This window comes from Achromobacter sp. GW823-FHT04E03 (genome assembly GCF_058796095.1).
In genome coordinates this window covers 564,979-578,728 of record NZ_JBXAIJ010000003.1, presented here as the reverse complement: position 1 = coordinate 578,728, position 13,750 = coordinate 564,979, and the positions used below count along the sequence as shown (strand labels likewise).

At 66.5% G+C, this 13,750-nt stretch carries 15 protein-coding genes; 9 read left to right on the top strand and 6 right to left on the bottom strand.

The window, feature by feature from the left end:
* The first annotated feature begins 18 nt into the window (after positions 1-18).
* Both AC1RHV_RS22280 and AC1RHV_RS22275 read left to right on the top strand, forming a co-directional pair.
* Positions 19-861: a TauD/TfdA dioxygenase family protein gene (locus tag AC1RHV_RS22280; protein ID WP_225588992.1), complete on the top strand. Its 843-nt coding sequence runs from the start codon at positions 19-21 to the stop codon at positions 859-861.
* A 9-nt stretch (positions 862-870) separates the two neighbouring features.
* Positions 871-1,860 (top strand): alpha/beta fold hydrolase, encoded by a 990-nt coding sequence (locus tag AC1RHV_RS22275; protein WP_492301995.1) that lies wholly within the window; start codon positions 871-873, stop codon positions 1,858-1,860.
* Positions 1,861-1,944: 84 nt separating this feature from the next.
* Here AC1RHV_RS22275 and AC1RHV_RS22270 read toward each other — a convergent pair whose 3' ends face one another.
* Genes AC1RHV_RS22270 through msrB form a run of 4 tightly spaced genes read right to left on the bottom strand, consistent with a single transcriptional unit; the run spans position 1,945 to position 4,040 of the window.
* A complete protein-coding gene (locus tag AC1RHV_RS22270) occupies positions 1,945-2,721 on the bottom strand; it encodes a peptidylprolyl isomerase (RefSeq protein WP_054450534.1) in 777 nt (258 codons plus the stop codon).
* 17 nt (positions 2,722-2,738) lie between these two features.
* Complete coding sequence (locus tag AC1RHV_RS22265; RefSeq protein ID WP_082400667.1) at positions 2,739-3,008, bottom strand: BolA family protein; 270 nt, start codon at positions 3,006-3,008, stop codon at positions 2,739-2,741.
* 54 nt (positions 3,009-3,062) lie between these two features.
* Positions 3,063-3,641 carry a septation protein A gene (locus AC1RHV_RS22260; RefSeq protein ID WP_119450986.1) on the bottom strand — a complete coding sequence of 193 codons (579 nt, stop codon included), beginning with the start codon at positions 3,639-3,641 and terminating at the stop codon, positions 3,063-3,065.
* Positions 3,642-4,040 (bottom strand): peptide-methionine (R)-S-oxide reductase MsrB, encoded by a 399-nt coding sequence (msrB, locus tag AC1RHV_RS22255; protein WP_054450538.1) that lies wholly within the window; start codon positions 4,038-4,040, stop codon positions 3,642-3,644. It abuts the gene before it with no gap.
* Positions 4,041-4,092: 52 nt separating this feature from the next.
* Here msrB and AC1RHV_RS22250 point away from each other — a divergent pair, with 52 nt between their 5' ends.
* The 7 genes from AC1RHV_RS22250 to AC1RHV_RS22220 all read left to right on the top strand — a co-directional run bounded on the left by AC1RHV_RS22250 (position 4,093) and on the right by AC1RHV_RS22220 (position 11,148).
* Positions 4,093-4,770 carry an energy-coupling factor ABC transporter ATP-binding protein gene (locus tag AC1RHV_RS22250; protein WP_054450540.1) on the top strand — a complete coding sequence of 226 codons (678 nt, stop codon included), beginning with the start codon at positions 4,093-4,095 and terminating at the stop codon, positions 4,768-4,770.
* On the top strand, positions 4,767-5,363 hold the full coding sequence (locus AC1RHV_RS22245; protein ID WP_054450543.1) for an energy-coupling factor transporter transmembrane component T family protein: 597 nt from the start codon (positions 4,767-4,769) through the stop codon (positions 5,361-5,363). The genes AC1RHV_RS22250 and AC1RHV_RS22245 overlap by 4 nt, the downstream gene beginning before the upstream one ends.
* Positions 5,364-5,402: 39 nt before the next feature.
* Positions 5,403-5,960, top strand: a complete 558-nt coding sequence (locus AC1RHV_RS22240; protein WP_054450544.1) for a biotin transporter BioY — start codon at positions 5,403-5,405, stop codon at positions 5,958-5,960.
* 242 nt (positions 5,961-6,202) lie between these two features.
* Complete coding sequence (locus AC1RHV_RS22235; RefSeq protein ID WP_054450546.1) at positions 6,203-7,366, top strand: ABC transporter substrate-binding protein; 1,164 nt, start codon at positions 6,203-6,205, stop codon at positions 7,364-7,366.
* Between the two features lie 151 nt (positions 7,367-7,517).
* On the top strand, positions 7,518-8,555 hold the full coding sequence (locus AC1RHV_RS22230) for a branched-chain amino acid ABC transporter permease (RefSeq protein ID WP_054450548.1): 1,038 nt from the start codon (positions 7,518-7,520) through the stop codon (positions 8,553-8,555).
* Positions 8,556-8,560: 5 nt separating this feature from the next.
* Positions 8,561-10,396, top strand: coding sequence for a branched-chain amino acid ABC transporter ATP-binding protein/permease (locus AC1RHV_RS22225; RefSeq protein WP_054450549.1), 1,836 nt, complete (start codon positions 8,561-8,563; stop codon positions 10,394-10,396).
* The gene (locus AC1RHV_RS22220; RefSeq protein ID WP_054450551.1) at positions 10,396-11,148 is read left to right on the top strand and encodes an ABC transporter ATP-binding protein; all 753 of its coding nucleotides are present in this window, start codon (positions 10,396-10,398) and stop codon (positions 11,146-11,148) included. Before AC1RHV_RS22225 ends, AC1RHV_RS22220 begins: the two co-directional genes overlap by 1 nt.
* Positions 11,149-11,199: 51 nt before the next feature.
* Here the strand turns inward: AC1RHV_RS22220 and AC1RHV_RS22215 are convergent, their stop codons facing one another.
* Positions 11,200-11,598 (bottom strand): ASCH domain-containing protein, encoded by a 399-nt coding sequence (locus tag AC1RHV_RS22215; protein WP_254596625.1) that lies wholly within the window; start codon positions 11,596-11,598, stop codon positions 11,200-11,202.
* The gene (locus tag AC1RHV_RS22210) at positions 11,595-13,739 is read right to left on the bottom strand and encodes a phosphocholine-specific phospholipase C (protein WP_492301990.1); all 2,145 of its coding nucleotides are present in this window, start codon (positions 13,737-13,739) and stop codon (positions 11,595-11,597) included. Before AC1RHV_RS22210 ends, AC1RHV_RS22215 begins: the two co-directional genes overlap by 4 nt.
* Positions 13,740-13,750: the final 11 nt, after the last annotated feature.

Below are 13,750 nucleotides of genomic sequence, written 5' to 3'. Positions count from 1 at the left end.
CTCTGCCGGAGCCTGATGATGAAAGCGATACCCCTGAGCCCGCTGATCGGTGCGGCCGTCCATGGCGTGGATCTGGAAACCCTGGACGACGCTGCCTTCGCGGATGTGAATGCACTGTTCCTGCGCCACCAGTTGCTGGTCTTCAAGAACCAGCGCCTCTCGCCCGAGGGCCAGTTGCGCTTCAGCCGCCGCCTGGGCGAGCTGGATATCCACGTGCTGGCCCAGTACAACCATCCCGAGTATCCCGAGATATTCGTGCTTTCCAACGAGGTCAAGAACGGCGTGCCGGCGGGCATCGCCGACGGCGGTTCGTACTGGCATTCGGATTTCGCCTTCCGCGAATGCCCGGCCAAGGCCACCATTCTGAATGCGCAACAGATTCCACCGGAAGGCGGCAACACCCTGTTCGTCAACATGTACCAGGCCTACGAGGAACTGGACGGCGCCGTGCAAAGCCAATTGGCGGGCCTGCGGGCGGTGCACCGCTACCGGCGCAAGAACACCAGGGCCGACGAAGGCACCCAGGTGAAGATGGACGCCAGCCAACTGGCCGGCACGCCTGACGTCGAACATCCCATCGTGCGCACGCATCCCGAGACGGGCCGCAAGGCGCTCTACGTCCATCCCGGCATGACCGCCGAGGTGTCTGGCTGGGGCGAGGCGGACAGCCAGGAATTGCTGGACCGCCTGTTCGCGCATTGCACGCAGGAGCAGTACCAGTACGCGCTGCAATGGGAGCCGGGCGACGTGGTCATGTGGGACAACCGCTGCGTGATGCACAAGGCCACCACCCGTGAACTGCCGGCCAGCATGCGGCGCACGATCTACCGCACCACGGTCATGGGCGAACGTCCCGTTTAGGCGCTGCCGATGTCCACCCGTCAGCCCTCAGGTCGCGCCGGTGGCGTGACGCAGTTGGAAGCCTTGCCATTGGACGGCGGGGGAACGCTGGCGCCGGTCCGGCTGGCCTGGGCCCGCTACGGTCCGCCGCCGGAGCGCGCGCGCGCCGTGGTGTTGCTGCTGCATGGCATATCCGGCAGCCACCAGGCCTTGCTTGCGGCCGAGGGAGAGGTCCATCCCGATGCCGGCTGGGCCAGTCCCTGGCTGGGGTCGGGAGCGGCGCTGGACACGCGCGATACCTGCGTGCTGGCGCCGAACGCGTTGGGATCCTGTTTCGGCAGCAGCGCGCCGATCGGGGCGGCCGCCAGCGCATTTCCTGACATATCGATTGCCGATGGCGTGCGCCTGCAGGGGGAATGGCTGCGCGCGATCGGCGTCGAGCGCCTGGATGCGGTGGTGGGTTTTTCCTACGGCGGCTATCAGGCCTTCCAGTGGGCCGTGGCCGCGCCGCTGCCCGTCGGGCGGGTGGTGGCGCTGGCGTCGGCGCCGCGCGGCGGCGGCAGCATGGCGGACGCGCAGCGCCTGCGCCGCATCGCCGCCGCCCTCGACGCGGGCGATGCGCATGCCTGGAACGAATGGGTCGAATTGCGCTGCGCAACCCTGCGTCGCTATGGCTACGCGCAATGGCTGGCCGATGCGGGCGAACCCGCCGCAGAGCAGCGCTTGCGGGCCGAGGCGCAGGCCTGGGCGGCGCGTTTTTCACCGTGGTCCATGGCGGCGCTCAGGACGTCCGCCTGCCGCTACGACGTGCGCGACGCGCTGCTGGAAACCGCTACGCCCGTGCGTTGGCTGCGCTGCGTATCCGACGAGCTCTTTGCGCCCGACGATCCGGGCGCAAAGGCGCGGATCGCGTATCCCGCCCATATTGTCCAGACCAGCGTGGCTGGGCGCTACGGCCATCTGTCGCCGCTGCTGGAAGGCCGTCTGTGGGATGCCCAGCTGCGGCAGGCGCTGGCATAGCAGAGGCTGTGCCACCCCGGCGCAGGAAAATCCGGGCGAAAAAATGCCCGCTTGCGCGGGCATTTTTCATCTGTGCGGCAAGGCTTACTGGATCTTGGCCTTTTCGCGCAGTTCCTTCTGGTAGTCGGCCAGGGTTTGCTGGCGCAGCATTTCTTCCAGTTGCGGGCGCACCTGGTCGAGCGGCGGGAATTCCACCGGACGGGTGTCGTCGACCACGATGATGTGCCAGCCGTACTGGGTCTGGACCGGCTTGTCGACCATTTCGCCCTTCTTCAGCTGCGTCACGGCTTGCGCGAACGGCTGGACGTAGTTGGTCGGGGGAGCCCAACCCAGGTCGCCGCCCTTGTCGGCGCTGCCGGGGTCCTTGGAGTTCTTCTTGGCCAGATCGTTGAACTTGCTCTTGTTGCTCTTGATCTGGGCCAGCAGGTCATTCGCCGTCTTCTCGTCTTCGACGAGGATGTGGCGGACCTTGTATTCCATCTTGCCGGCCTGTTCCTTCTTGATCTTCTCGTATTCGGCCGTGACCTTGGCGTCCGACACGGGGTGCTTGGCCAGGTAGTCGGCCATCAGGGCGCGGACCAGGATGCCTTGGCGGGCCAGTTCGACTTCGGTCTGGACGTCGGCCTGCTTGGCGATACCGCTGGATTCGGCGGCTTGCACGAAGATCTGGCGGTTGATCATTTCCTGCTTGACCTGTTCGCGCAGTTGCGGCGAATCGGTGGCGCCCTGGCTGACCAGCAGCTTGACGAATTGATCCAGGCTCTTCTGCGAGATGGCCTTGCCGTTGACGGTAGCCACGTTCTGAGCGAAAGCCGGCACGGCGATGACGCAGGCCGCAGCCAGCATGACGATGCGTTTCATGAATATCCTTTTACTTTCTATTTGGGAGCCTGGGCATCTAGCGCAAGCGCATGAATCGGATAAGGGATCAAATCTTGCAAATGATGATACACCAGCCTATGCCGCGCAACGGGCGAAAGCCCCGCGAAGCAAGGCGCTACGATGATCACGCGATAGTGGCCGGCGCCGTTTTTACTGCCTTCGTGGCCGGCATGCAAATGCGAGTCGTCCAGAATGTCCAAACTGACAGGTTCCAGGGCGGCTAGCCGCTCCCGGATCAGGGAAATGCGGTCGGTGGTGTCTGACATGAGGAGTGAGGGTTGGTTCCGGCGCGGCGCGCTGGCCATGGATTTCGGAAGGGATCAGGGCTGGGGGGGCGGGGTGTCGGAGGAGGGGGCCTGTTCCTCCGTCTGGATATGCTTGCCCAGCCAGATCGACTGGCCGATCACGAAGACCACCATCAGGCCCATCAGGCCGAAGGCCTTGAAGCTGACCCACTGCGATTCGGTGAAGTGGCCGGAAAACGCCACATACAGGTTGAGCGCACCCGCGATCAGGAAGAAGCCGGCCCAGACCAGGTTCAGGCGTTCCCAGGCGGCGTCGGGCAGCTGGATCTGCTTTTCCATCAGGCGGCGGATCAGGTTGCGGCCGAACAGCAAGCGCGCAAAGACCAGCGCGCCGCCGAACAGCCAGTACAGCACCGTGGGCTTCCACTTGATGAAGACGTCGCTGTGCAGCCAGATCGTGGCCCCGCCGAACACCAGGATGACGGTCAGGTTGATCCAATGCATGGCCTCGGTGGCGCGGCCCGTCGCTTTCAGCCAGACGATCTGCAGCACGGCCGCCGCCATGGCGACGCCCGTGGCGATGAAAATGTCCGTGTACCGATACGCAATGAAGAAAAGGAACAGCGGAAACAGGTCGAACAGGAACTTCTTCATTCAGTCTTCTATGGGTTCAAACGTCATCGACAGGGAATTGATGCAGTAGCGCAGTCCGGTGGGTTCGGGGCCGTCGGGGAAGACGTGTCCCAGATGCGAGTCGCAGACGTTGCACAGCACTTCGGTGCGGACCATGCCGTGGGTGGTGTCGCGCTCTTCGCGCACCAGTTCAGGGTCCAGCGGCTGGAAGTAGCTGGGCCAGCCGCAGCCGGCGTCGAATTTGGTGTCGGAAGCGAACAGCGCCGTGCCACAGCCCACGCAGCGGTAGATGCCGTGAGAGAACGTATTCCAGTAACGCCCGGTGAATGCCCGTTCGGTACCCTTTTCACGGGCGACGACGTATTCTTCGGGGGAAAGCTGGGCCCGCCATTCGGCGTCGGATTTTCGTACTTTGTCCATATGAGCTCTTGGAGTCCCGATGCCCGAAATGGTTCGGGCATAATCCCGCCCCATGTTAATCGAGTTTGACCAGGCGGTTGTTTCCACGCCCCAGGCGCAAGTGCTGAATGGGGTGAGCCTGACGCTGGCCGAACGACGCATCGGCATCGTCGGCCCCAATGGCGCCGGCAAGAGCACGCTGGCGCGCCTGATCAATGGGCTGGTCCTGCCCTCGGCCGGCAATGTGCGGGTGGGCGGGCTGGACACCCGGCGCGACTTGAAGGCCGTGCGCCGCCAGGTCGGGTTCGTGTTCCAGAACCCTGAAAACCAGATTGTCTTCCCCATCGTCCGCGAGGACCTGGCGTTCGGCCTGAAGCATCTGTCCCCGGACCGCCAGCAGCGCGAAGCCCGTATCGATGCGCAGTTGGGCAGCCTGGGCGTCGGTCACCTGGCGGACCGGACCAGCCACACGCTGTCCGGCGGCGAACGCCAACTGGTGGCGCTGGCGGCAGTGCTGGTGATGGAACCGGCGCTGATCGTGTTCGATGAACCCACCACCCAGCTGGACCTGCGCAATCGCAATCGCGTGCGCGACGCCATTGCGGGCCTGCCCCATGATGCCATCGTCGTCAGCCACGACCTGGAGCTGCTGGAGGATTTCGACCGGGTGGTGGTGGTGCGCGACGGTAACGTCGCGGCCGATGACCAGCCGGCCGCCGCGCTGCGTTGGTACCGGGAGCACTGCGCATGATGGAGCCGCTTTACGTCGCGGGAGATACCTTTCTGCACCGCCTGCCCGCCTGGCTGAAGCTGCTGGCGCTGATGGCGGCGGGCGCGGGCCTGTTCCTGCTGCGCGACCCGCGCTGGCTGGCGCCTGCCTTCCTGGCCGCCGCCGCGCTGGTCTGGTCCACGGGCGTGGCCGCGGCTGCCGTCTGGCGGCAGGTCAAGGGCTTGGCCTGGGTGCTGCTGGCCGTCGGCGTGTTCACGGCCTGGTTCCAGGGCGGCCTGGAGGCGCTGGCCGTGCTGCTGCGCGTAGGCGCGATGGTGGGACTGGCCCTGGCCGTCACGCTGGCCACGCGCACCTCGGATCTGATTGCCGTCTGCGAAAAGGCGCTGATGCCACTGGAACGCCTGAGGCTTGTCGATGCCGGCAAGGTTGCGCTGGCCTTGGCGCTGGCCCTGCGTTTCGTGCCGGAGATCTGGCGCAACTTCCAGGAAATCCGCGAAGCCCAGGCCGCGCGCGGCCTGGGCGCCAATCCGGTCGCGCTGATCGTGCCCTTGATCGTGCTGACGCTGAAAAGAGCGCAGGAAGTATCCGAAGCGATAGACGCGCGCAGCCACTGAGGCCCGCGCGCCCAGTTCCATCTCCCAAAGGGGAAAACCGTGAAATCCAGTAATACCGTGCTGATTGCGCTGTTCGCGGCGCTGATCGTCGTCCTGAGCCTGATCCCGCCGATTCCACTGCCCGCCATACCGGTGCCGGTCACGCTGCAAACCTTGGGTGCCATGCTGGCGGGCGCAATGCTCGGACCCGTCCGTGGCGCGCTGGCCTGCCTGCTGTACCTGGCGCTGGCGGCGGTCGGGTTGCCCGTCCTGCCGGGAGGCCGGGGAGGGCTGGGCGCCTTTTTCGGGCCTACCGGCGGCTTTCTCGTCGGCCTGGTGGCGGGCGCCTTCGTGACGGGCTGGCTGGCGCGCAGCCTGGCCGGCCGCGCCGCGGGCGGCTGGGGGAAGTTCGCCGGCTATTTGGCGGCATGCGTGGTGGGCGGCATCGCGGTGGTCTACGCCTGCGGCGTGCCCTGGCTGGCCGCCGTGACGAAAATGGGTTTGGCCAAGGCTGCGATGGCGGTCGCGGTGTTCCTGCCCGGCGACCTGGCCAAGGCCGTGGTTGCCGCCTGGGTGGCGTCGCGGGTGGAGCGCGTGTGGCCGATGTTGGGGCGTTGAGAGGCGCGCCGCAGTCCAAGGGAATCCCCCAACTGACGGCCGCAAAGCTTTTCTAGTACAAGTTCGCCATTAACGAATGCGTTTGCTGAATTGCGTTTTTCGTAGCACATCAGGGAATTACCGGAGTTGCGCATCGTCATTTGATACTGTTTTAACCCTATAATATTTTTTTCTGTATAACTTTAACTAGGCTCGCCCTGCCTCGACCGAGGCGCCTCAGAGCCACCACAGGAGACAAAAACATGCGCAAGCACTTCGGCTTGTCCGCGGCGGCTGCCGCCATTGCCCTGGCCCTGCCGCTACTGGCGAACGCCCAGGTCAAGGTTGGCGTGACCGTGTCCAGCACCGGCCCGGCTGCCTCGCTGGGTATCCCCGAGCGCAACACCGTGGCGCTGCTGCCCAAGGAAGTGGCTGGCCAGAAGATCGAATGGATCGTCCTGGACGACGCCACCGACACCACGCAAGCCGTCAAGAACTCGCGCAAGCTGGCCTCCGACGACAAGGTCGACGTGCTGATCGGCACCTCGGTCACGCCGGGCTCGCTCGCCATGGTCGACGTGGCTGCCGAAGCCAAAGTGCCGATGATCAGCGTGGCCGCCAGCGCCAAGATCGTCGAACCCGTGGACGACAAGCGCCGCTGGGTCTTCAAGACCCCGCAGAACGACGCCCTGATGGCCGGTGCCCTGGCTGACGCAATGGCCAAGTCCAAGGTCAAGACCCTGGGCTTCATCGGCTTTGCCGACGCCTACGGCGACGGCTGGCTGGACGTGATGCAAAAGGCCGCCAAGGCCAAGGGCATCGAGATCGTCGCCATCGAGAAATACAGCCGCACCGACACCAGCGTGACGGGCCAGGTGCTCAAGCTGGTCGGCGCCAAGCCCGACGCCATCCTGATCGCCGGCGCCGGCACTCCGTCGGCCCTGCCGCAAAAGGAACTGAAGGCCCGCAACTACGGCGGCACCATCTACCAGACGCACGGCGCCGCCAACAACGACGTGCTGCGCGTTTGCGGCAAGGACTGCGACGGCATGCTGCTGCCGGCCGGCCCGCTGCTGGTCGCGGCCCAGCTGCCCGATAGCAACCAGGTCAAGAAGTCGGCCCTGGCCTACGTCGAAGCCTATGAAAAGGCCAATGGCGCCGGTTCCACCAACACGTTCGGCGGCCACATGTGGGACGCCGGCCAGCTGGTCGTGGCCGCGCTGCCCGTGGCGCTGAAGTCGGGCGCCAAGCCCGGCACGCCGGAATTCCGCGTCGCCATGCGCGATGCCCTGGAAGGCGTGAAGGACCTGGCCGCGTCGCAAGGCGTGTTCAACATGTCGCCCACGGACCACGCTGGCTTTGACGAGCGTTCGCGCGTCATGGTCAAGGTGGAAGGCGGCAAGTGGGTCTACCAGCCCGGCCTGTAATCCTCCAGGATCGCCCGATCCAAGGGTGTGCAAAGCGCGGCGGCGCCCGCCGCGCGGCACCCTAGCAATGCTTCGCACCGGCCTTTCCGGCCGGTGTGTCGTATCAGTGTCCCGGGTGCGGCCGGAACACCAGAATAAATAAGGTTGTTAGATGGATTCCTCAATTGCGCTGATCCTGCTGCAAGACGGTGTCGTCAACGGCGCCATCTATGCCCTCCTGGGCATGGCTCTGGTGCTGGTGTTCGCCGTTACGCGCGTCATTTTCATTCCCCAGGGCGAGTTCGTGGCGTTCGGCGCCCTGACCCTGGCCATGCTGGTGGACGGCAAAGTGCCGGGCACCGCCTATCTCCTGCCGCTGCTGGGCATCGTCTGCCTGGCGCTCGAGCTGCTGCGCGCGCTGCGCACCCGCAGCGCAGCCGCCTTGCCCAAGGCCATCGCCACCTGTGTGGTTCTGCCGCTGGCGTTGCTCTGGCTGACCGTGACCTACACCGCACCCGGAAATTCGCTGTGGCTGAACATGCTGCTGACGCTGCTGCTGGTGATCCCGATGGGTCCGATGGTCTACCGCATCGTCTACCAGCCGCTGGCCGAAGCCACCGTGCTGGTGCTGCTGATCGTTTCCGTGGCCGTGCACTTCGCGCTCACCGGCCTGGCGCTGGTCTTCTTCGGCGCCGAAGGCTGGCGCACTCCGGCCTTCGTCAGCGGCCAGGTCGACCTGGGCTTCATGACCTGGTCGGCGCAAAGCCTGTTCGTGGTGGCGACATGCGCCATCCTGATCATCGGCCTGTGGCTGTTCTTCGGCAAGACGCTGTATGGCCGGGCGCTGCGCGCCACGGCCGTCAACCGCCGCGGCGCCCGCCTGGTCGGCATCAGCACCACCATGTCCGGCAGCCTGACCTTCACGCTGGCCGTCGCCATCGGCGCCATGTCCGGCATGCTGATCGCGCCCATCACCACCGTGTACTACGACACCGGCTTCCTGATCGGCCTGAAGGGCTTTGTCGGCGCCATCATCGGCGGGCTGGCCAGCTACCCCGTGGCGGCCGCGGGCTCGCTGCTGGTGGGCGTGCTGGAGTCCTTCTCGTCCTTCTGGGCCAGCGCCTACAAGGAAGTGATTGTCTTCACCCTGATTATCCCGGTTCTGGTCTGGCGTTCGTTCAGCACCCATCACGTGGACGAAGAGGAATAAACGTCATGAACCGCATTCTGCTTGCCGTCTTCATCGTCGTCCTGGCTGGCCTGCCACTGCTGCCGGTCACGCCCGAATTCTGGGTGACGCAACTCAATTACATCGGGCTGGCCAGCCTGGTGGTGCTGGGCCTGGTGCTCTTGACCGGCGTGGGCGGCCTGACCTCGTTCGGCCAGGCGGCGTTCGTGGGCCTGGGCGCCTACACCACCGCCTACCTGACCACGCAATACGATGTCTCGCCCTGGCTGGCGTTGCCGGCCGGGCTGATCCTGACGGCCGTCGTGGCCTACCTGCTGGGCGCGATCACCCTGCGCCTGTCGGGCCACTACCTGCCGCTGGGCACCATCGCCTGGGGCCTGTCGCTGTACTTCCTGTTCGGCAATATCGACTGGCTGGGCAAGCATGACGGCATCGCCGGCATCGAGCCCATCAGCATCTTCGGCATGTCCCTGGCCAGCGGCCGCCACATCTATTACCTGATCTGGGTGTTCGTGCTGCTGGCGCTGTGGGCGACCCGCAACCTGCTGAACTCGCGTCCGGGCCGCGCCATCCGCGCGCTCAAGAGCGGCGCCGGCATGGCCGAGTCCATGGGCGTGAACACCGCCGCCTACAAGGTCGTGATCTTCGTCTGGGCGGCGCTGCTGGCCTGCGTCTCGGGTTGGCTCTACGCGCACATGCAGCGCGCCGTCAGCCCCAGCCCGTTCGGCATCAACTACGGCATCGAGTACCTGTTCATGGCGGTGGTCGGCGGCGCCGGCTACGTCTGGGGCGCCCTGCTGGGCTCCAGCGTCATCCTGGTGCTGAAGGACCAGTTGCAGAACCTGCTGCCCAAGCTGCTGGACACCAACGCCAACTTCGAGATGATCGTCTTCGGCGTGCTGCTGATCCTGATGCTGCAATACGCCCGCAACGGCCTGTGGCCGATCCTGGCGGGCTGGTGGGACAGCATTACCGGCGCCGATAGCTCGCGCCGCAATCTGGCGCCGCCCGCGTCCGCGCCGGCCCTGCCGACGCGCGTGCGCCCGCAAGCTGGCCAGGTGGTGCTCGAAGTCGACGCCATCCGCAAGGAATTCGGCGGGCTGGTCGCCGTCAACGATATTTCCTTCAAGGTCGCGTCCGGCGAGATCATGGGCCTGATCGGTCCGAACGGCGCCGGCAAGAGCACGACCTTCAACCTGATCAGCGGCGTGCTGCCGGTGACGCGCGGCAAGGTCACCTTCATGGGCCAGCGCATCGACAGCCGTTCGGCGCGCGACATCGCCAAGCTGGGCGTGGGTCGCACCTTCCAGCACGTGCAGCTGCTGCCCGGCATGACCGTGCTGGAAAACGTGGCGCTGGGCGCGCACCTGCGCTCCGACGTCGGCGTGCTGGCGGGCGCCCTGCATTCGGACCGCGCCCGCGAGGCGCAGCTGCTGCACGAGGCCGCCGAACAGATCAAGCGCGTCGGCCTGGGCGAGTACCTGTACGAGCAGGCCGGCAACCTGGCGCTGGGCCAGCAACGCATCCTGGAAATCGCGCGCGCCCTGGCCGCCGACCCCGTGCTGCTGCTGCTGGACGAACCCGCCGCAGGCCTGCGCTACAAGGAAAAGCAGGACCTGGCGCGCGTGCTGGAACAGTTGCGCGCCGAGGGCATGAGCATTCTGCTCGTCGAACACGATATGGATTTTGTGATGCGTCTGACCAACCACCTCGTGGTGATGGATTTCGGCACCAAGCTGGCGGAAGGCGTGCCGGCCGACGTGCAAAAGAACCCGGCGGTGCTGGAAGCCTACCTGGGCGGCATCGATGATGACCTGCCCGAAGCGGACCAGGCCAAGCCCGTGTCGGCAGGAGGCGTGTGATGAGCGCTCCCGTACTCGAAGTCAGCAACCTGTCCGCCCGCTACGGCAAGGTGGGCGCGCTGGTGGGCGCCTCGCTCACCGTGCCCGCCGGCAGCATCGTCACGGTGATCGGCGCCAACGGCGCCGGCAAGTCCACCATGCTGAACGCCATGATGGGCTCGCTGCCCCAGACCGGCCACGCGGCCGGCACCGTGCAATACGCCGGCACCGACGTATCGGGCTGGCAGGTCGAGCGCCGCGTCGCGGCTGGCATGTCGCTGGTGCCAGAGCGCCGCGAACTGTTCGGCACCATGTCGGTGGAAGACAACCTGCTGCTGGGCGGGTTCCGCCGCTACCGCGCCCGCGAAAGCGGCTGGCGCGACACGCTGAACGAAGTCTTCGACCTGTTCCCGCGGCTGCGCGAGCGCCGCGCCCAGCAGGCCGGCACGCTGTCGGGCGGCGAACGCCAGATGCTGGCCGTCGGCCGTGCATTGATGGCCAAGCCCAACCTGCTGATGCTCGATGAGCCCAGCCTGGGCCTGGCGCCGCGCATCGTGCGCGAGATCTTCCACATCATCGCGCGCCTGCGCGAGACCGGCGTGGCAATCCTGCTGGTGGAACAGAACGCGCGCGCCGCGTTGCAGGTGGCCGATTACGGCTACGTGCTGGAAACCGGCGAAGTCATCCTGCACGGCCCGGCGCGCGAGCTGGCCGGCGACCCGAAGGTCATCGAAAGCTATCTGGGCCTGGGCAAGGGCGGCGAGCAAAGCTGACCGACCCCGAGCACACGAAGAGCCGGACGCCGCAGGGTGTCCGGCTTTTTTTTATCGTTCGAAGACCTCGACCACCCGGAACCGTTCGCACACCAGCACCAGGTCCGGCGCATAGCCGCCGTTGCGGTCGAAATAAGCAATGTGCGCATCGCGCCATGCCTCGTACGGGCCTTCGCCTTCGGCCAGCGCGAACGCCTCGTCCACCTGATCGAAGCGCTGGATCAGCACGCTGAGCGTCTCGATCACGCAAGCCGGGCGGCCCGAGCCGTCCAGCACCACGTCACGCCGACCGGCCTCGGGCACAGGTTCTTGTTCGTTGAAGTCGCGCAACGCGCCGCAGGTGGCGGTCTTCGTGCCGGCCAGCACCAGCGCAAGCAATTCGTCGGCTAACTCGGACGAGTCGCCGAACTGGAAGGTCACGGCGTTTTCATAGGGGGCAGGTGGTTTCATGCCTGGGGTATCCATTGCAATATCAGCTCCTGTCCCATTGCGGGATCGGAAGTGGAGGGGGCGCCGGTTTCGATGCGGCCGGCCAGACGCCGCGTGTAGGTCGGATCGCCGCTTTCGCGCACGGTCAGGTCATACCATCCCGCGCTGCGGGTCATGTCCCAGGACAGGCTGACCGTCTCGCCGGGAGCGAGCGTGGCATCCTCTTCCTGGGGATAGCCGTAGGCGTTGGCTTTCACCCGGAATGAACGGGCCTGCGGGGCGGGGTTGTGCAGTGTCAGTTGCAGCGATGCGCCAGGCCCCTGGTAGGCGGCCAAGACCTCCAGCGCCGGCAGGCCGGCGCGGCCGGTGCAATGGCGATGGAAACCGTTGGGACCCAGCACCCACAGATCGTAGCGTCCATCGTCAGCGGCGGTCTGCCATGCGCCCTCCAGGTGCTTGCCGGCTTCCACGGTGTAGCGGCGCGGGCCGCGGTCCAGATGCAGCCGGTCATAGACGTGCAGCACCGCGCCCGCCGTGCCGCTGTTCTCGAAACGCAGCGTGACGCTTGCCGCGTCCGCGCGCGCGTGGACCTGCAACGCATAGGGCAGGGGGCGCGACGGGCGCGTGCCCGCCTGCTGCCGCGCCGGCCCCGGCTGCAGCGGCGCGGGCGGCGTGACGGTGCCCGGCAGCGCCGATGCGAGGCCGGCGCGTTCGGCGGTGGCTGGAAAGCCGCTGGGCAGGCCTGCGCCGTCCGGCGCGGCGAAATCGAAGATCGAGGTCAGGTCGCCACAGACCGCGCGCCGCCACGGCGAGATATTGGGCTCGGCCACGCCGAAGCGTTGCTCGATGAAGCGCAGCACGGAAGTGTGGTCGAACACTTGGGAGTTGACCCAGCCGCCCTTGGTCCAGGGCGACAGCACGTACATGGGCACGCGCGGACCCAGGCCGTAGACGCCGTGCAGATGCGCCAGCGTGTCGTCCTTCTCTGCGCCGGCGACGATCTCGTGATACTCGCCGCGCGTATTTACCGTGGACGCCCCGGCCAGCGCGCCCGATGCATCGCGCGCAGGCGGCGCGGGCGGCGGCATGTGGTCGAAGAAGCCGTCGTTTTCGTCGAACATCAGCAACAGGACGGTCTTGCTCCAGACCTCCGGGTTGGCCGTCAACGCATCCAGCACCCGGGCCGTGTAGTCAGCGCCTTGCGCCGGGCTGGACGGGCTGGGATGCTCGGAGCCGGCCTTGGTGGCGCAGATCCACGAGACCTGCGGCAGCGTGCCGTCCAGCACGTCCTGGCGTAGCAGGTCCAGGCCGCGGGTGGTGAGCGCCTTTTCCTTCAGCGCGGCCGCCGCGCCCGGCGCGCCATGATAGGCGTCGCGGTAGGCCTTGAAGCCGGCGGTCGGGTTCAGCGAATAATTGTCCGCCATGTTCTGGTAGATGCGCCAGCTGATGCCGGCGGCCTCCAGGCGTTCGGGATAGGTCGTCCAGGTGTAGGCGCGCGCCGGATCGCCGCCCGTGAGCTTGTTGTAGGTATTGCCCAAGGCCGGGCCGTTGCCGCGGCCCAGGCCGTCGTTGGTGCCGGTCCAGACGAACAGCCGGTTGGTGTTGGTGCCGCCGGTGAACGAGCAGTGATAGGCGTCGCAGACCGTGAAGGCGCGCGCCATGGCGTACTGGAAGGGCATGTCCTCGTCCGTGAAGTACGCCATCGAATGGTTCTTCTTGGCGGCCGGCCAGTTGCCCATGCGGCCCGCGTCCCAGGCGTCCTGCGCGTTGGACCAGGTGTGCGGCGTGCTGGCCACGCGCATGGTTTCGAAGGCCTCGCGCGTATCCAGATGGAAGGGCAGGACCGTGCGCGGCGCGCCTTCATCGGGTTTGTCGTTGTATTGCGCCCAGACGGTGCGATGGCGCGCGTCGGGGCTATCCGGCACGGGTATGGGAAAGCGGTCGCCAAACCCGCGTACGCCGGCCAGCGCGCCGAAGTAATGATCGAACGCGCGGTTCTCCTGCATGAAGATCACGATGTGTTCCACGTCGCGGATCGTGCCCGTGCGCCGCGCCGCGGGGATCGCGAGCGCGCGGCGGATGGAGGCGGGCAGCAGGGCCAGGGCGCTGCCGGCGCCGGCCAGCGTCGCGCCGCTGCGGAGAAAATCACGTCGGGTCTGCATGAGGCATTCCT

What these genes read in the sequence shown, in the direction of transcription:
- msrB (WP_054450538.1), bottom strand. Translation starts at nt 4,040, where the DNA reads ATGGACAAAGTACGAAAATCCGACGCCGAATGGCGGGCCCAGCTTTCC.
- AC1RHV_RS22270 (WP_054450534.1), bottom strand. Translation starts at nt 2,721, where the DNA reads ATGAAACGCATCGTCATGCTGGCTGCGGCCTGCGTCATCGCCGTGCCG.
- AC1RHV_RS22210 (WP_492301990.1), bottom strand. Translation starts at nt 13,739, where the DNA reads ATGCAGACCCGACGTGATTTTCTCCGCAGCGGCGCGACGCTGGCCGGC.
- AC1RHV_RS22280 (WP_225588992.1), top strand. Translation starts at nt 19, where the DNA reads ATGAAAGCGATACCCCTGAGCCCGCTGATCGGTGCGGCCGTCCATGGC.
- AC1RHV_RS22250 (WP_054450540.1), top strand. Translation starts at nt 4,093, where the DNA reads ATGTTAATCGAGTTTGACCAGGCGGTTGTTTCCACGCCCCAGGCGCAA.
- AC1RHV_RS22230 (WP_054450548.1), top strand. Translation starts at nt 7,518, where the DNA reads ATGGATTCCTCAATTGCGCTGATCCTGCTGCAAGACGGTGTCGTCAAC.
- AC1RHV_RS22260 (WP_119450986.1), bottom strand. Translation starts at nt 3,641, where the DNA reads ATGAAGAAGTTCCTGTTCGACCTGTTTCCGCTGTTCCTTTTCTTCATT.
- AC1RHV_RS22215 (WP_254596625.1), bottom strand. Translation starts at nt 11,598, where the DNA reads ATGAAACCACCTGCCCCCTATGAAAACGCCGTGACCTTCCAGTTCGGC.
- AC1RHV_RS22245 (WP_054450543.1), top strand. Translation starts at nt 4,767, where the DNA reads ATGATGGAGCCGCTTTACGTCGCGGGAGATACCTTTCTGCACCGCCTG.
- AC1RHV_RS22225 (WP_054450549.1), top strand. Translation starts at nt 8,561, where the DNA reads ATGAACCGCATTCTGCTTGCCGTCTTCATCGTCGTCCTGGCTGGCCTG.
- AC1RHV_RS22275 (WP_492301995.1), top strand. Translation starts at nt 871, where the DNA reads ATGTCCACCCGTCAGCCCTCAGGTCGCGCCGGTGGCGTGACGCAGTTG.
- AC1RHV_RS22220 (WP_054450551.1), top strand. Translation starts at nt 10,396, where the DNA reads ATGAGCGCTCCCGTACTCGAAGTCAGCAACCTGTCCGCCCGCTACGGC.
- AC1RHV_RS22235 (WP_054450546.1), top strand. Translation starts at nt 6,203, where the DNA reads ATGCGCAAGCACTTCGGCTTGTCCGCGGCGGCTGCCGCCATTGCCCTG.
- AC1RHV_RS22265 (WP_082400667.1), bottom strand. Translation starts at nt 3,008, where the DNA reads ATGTCAGACACCACCGACCGCATTTCCCTGATCCGGGAGCGGCTAGCC.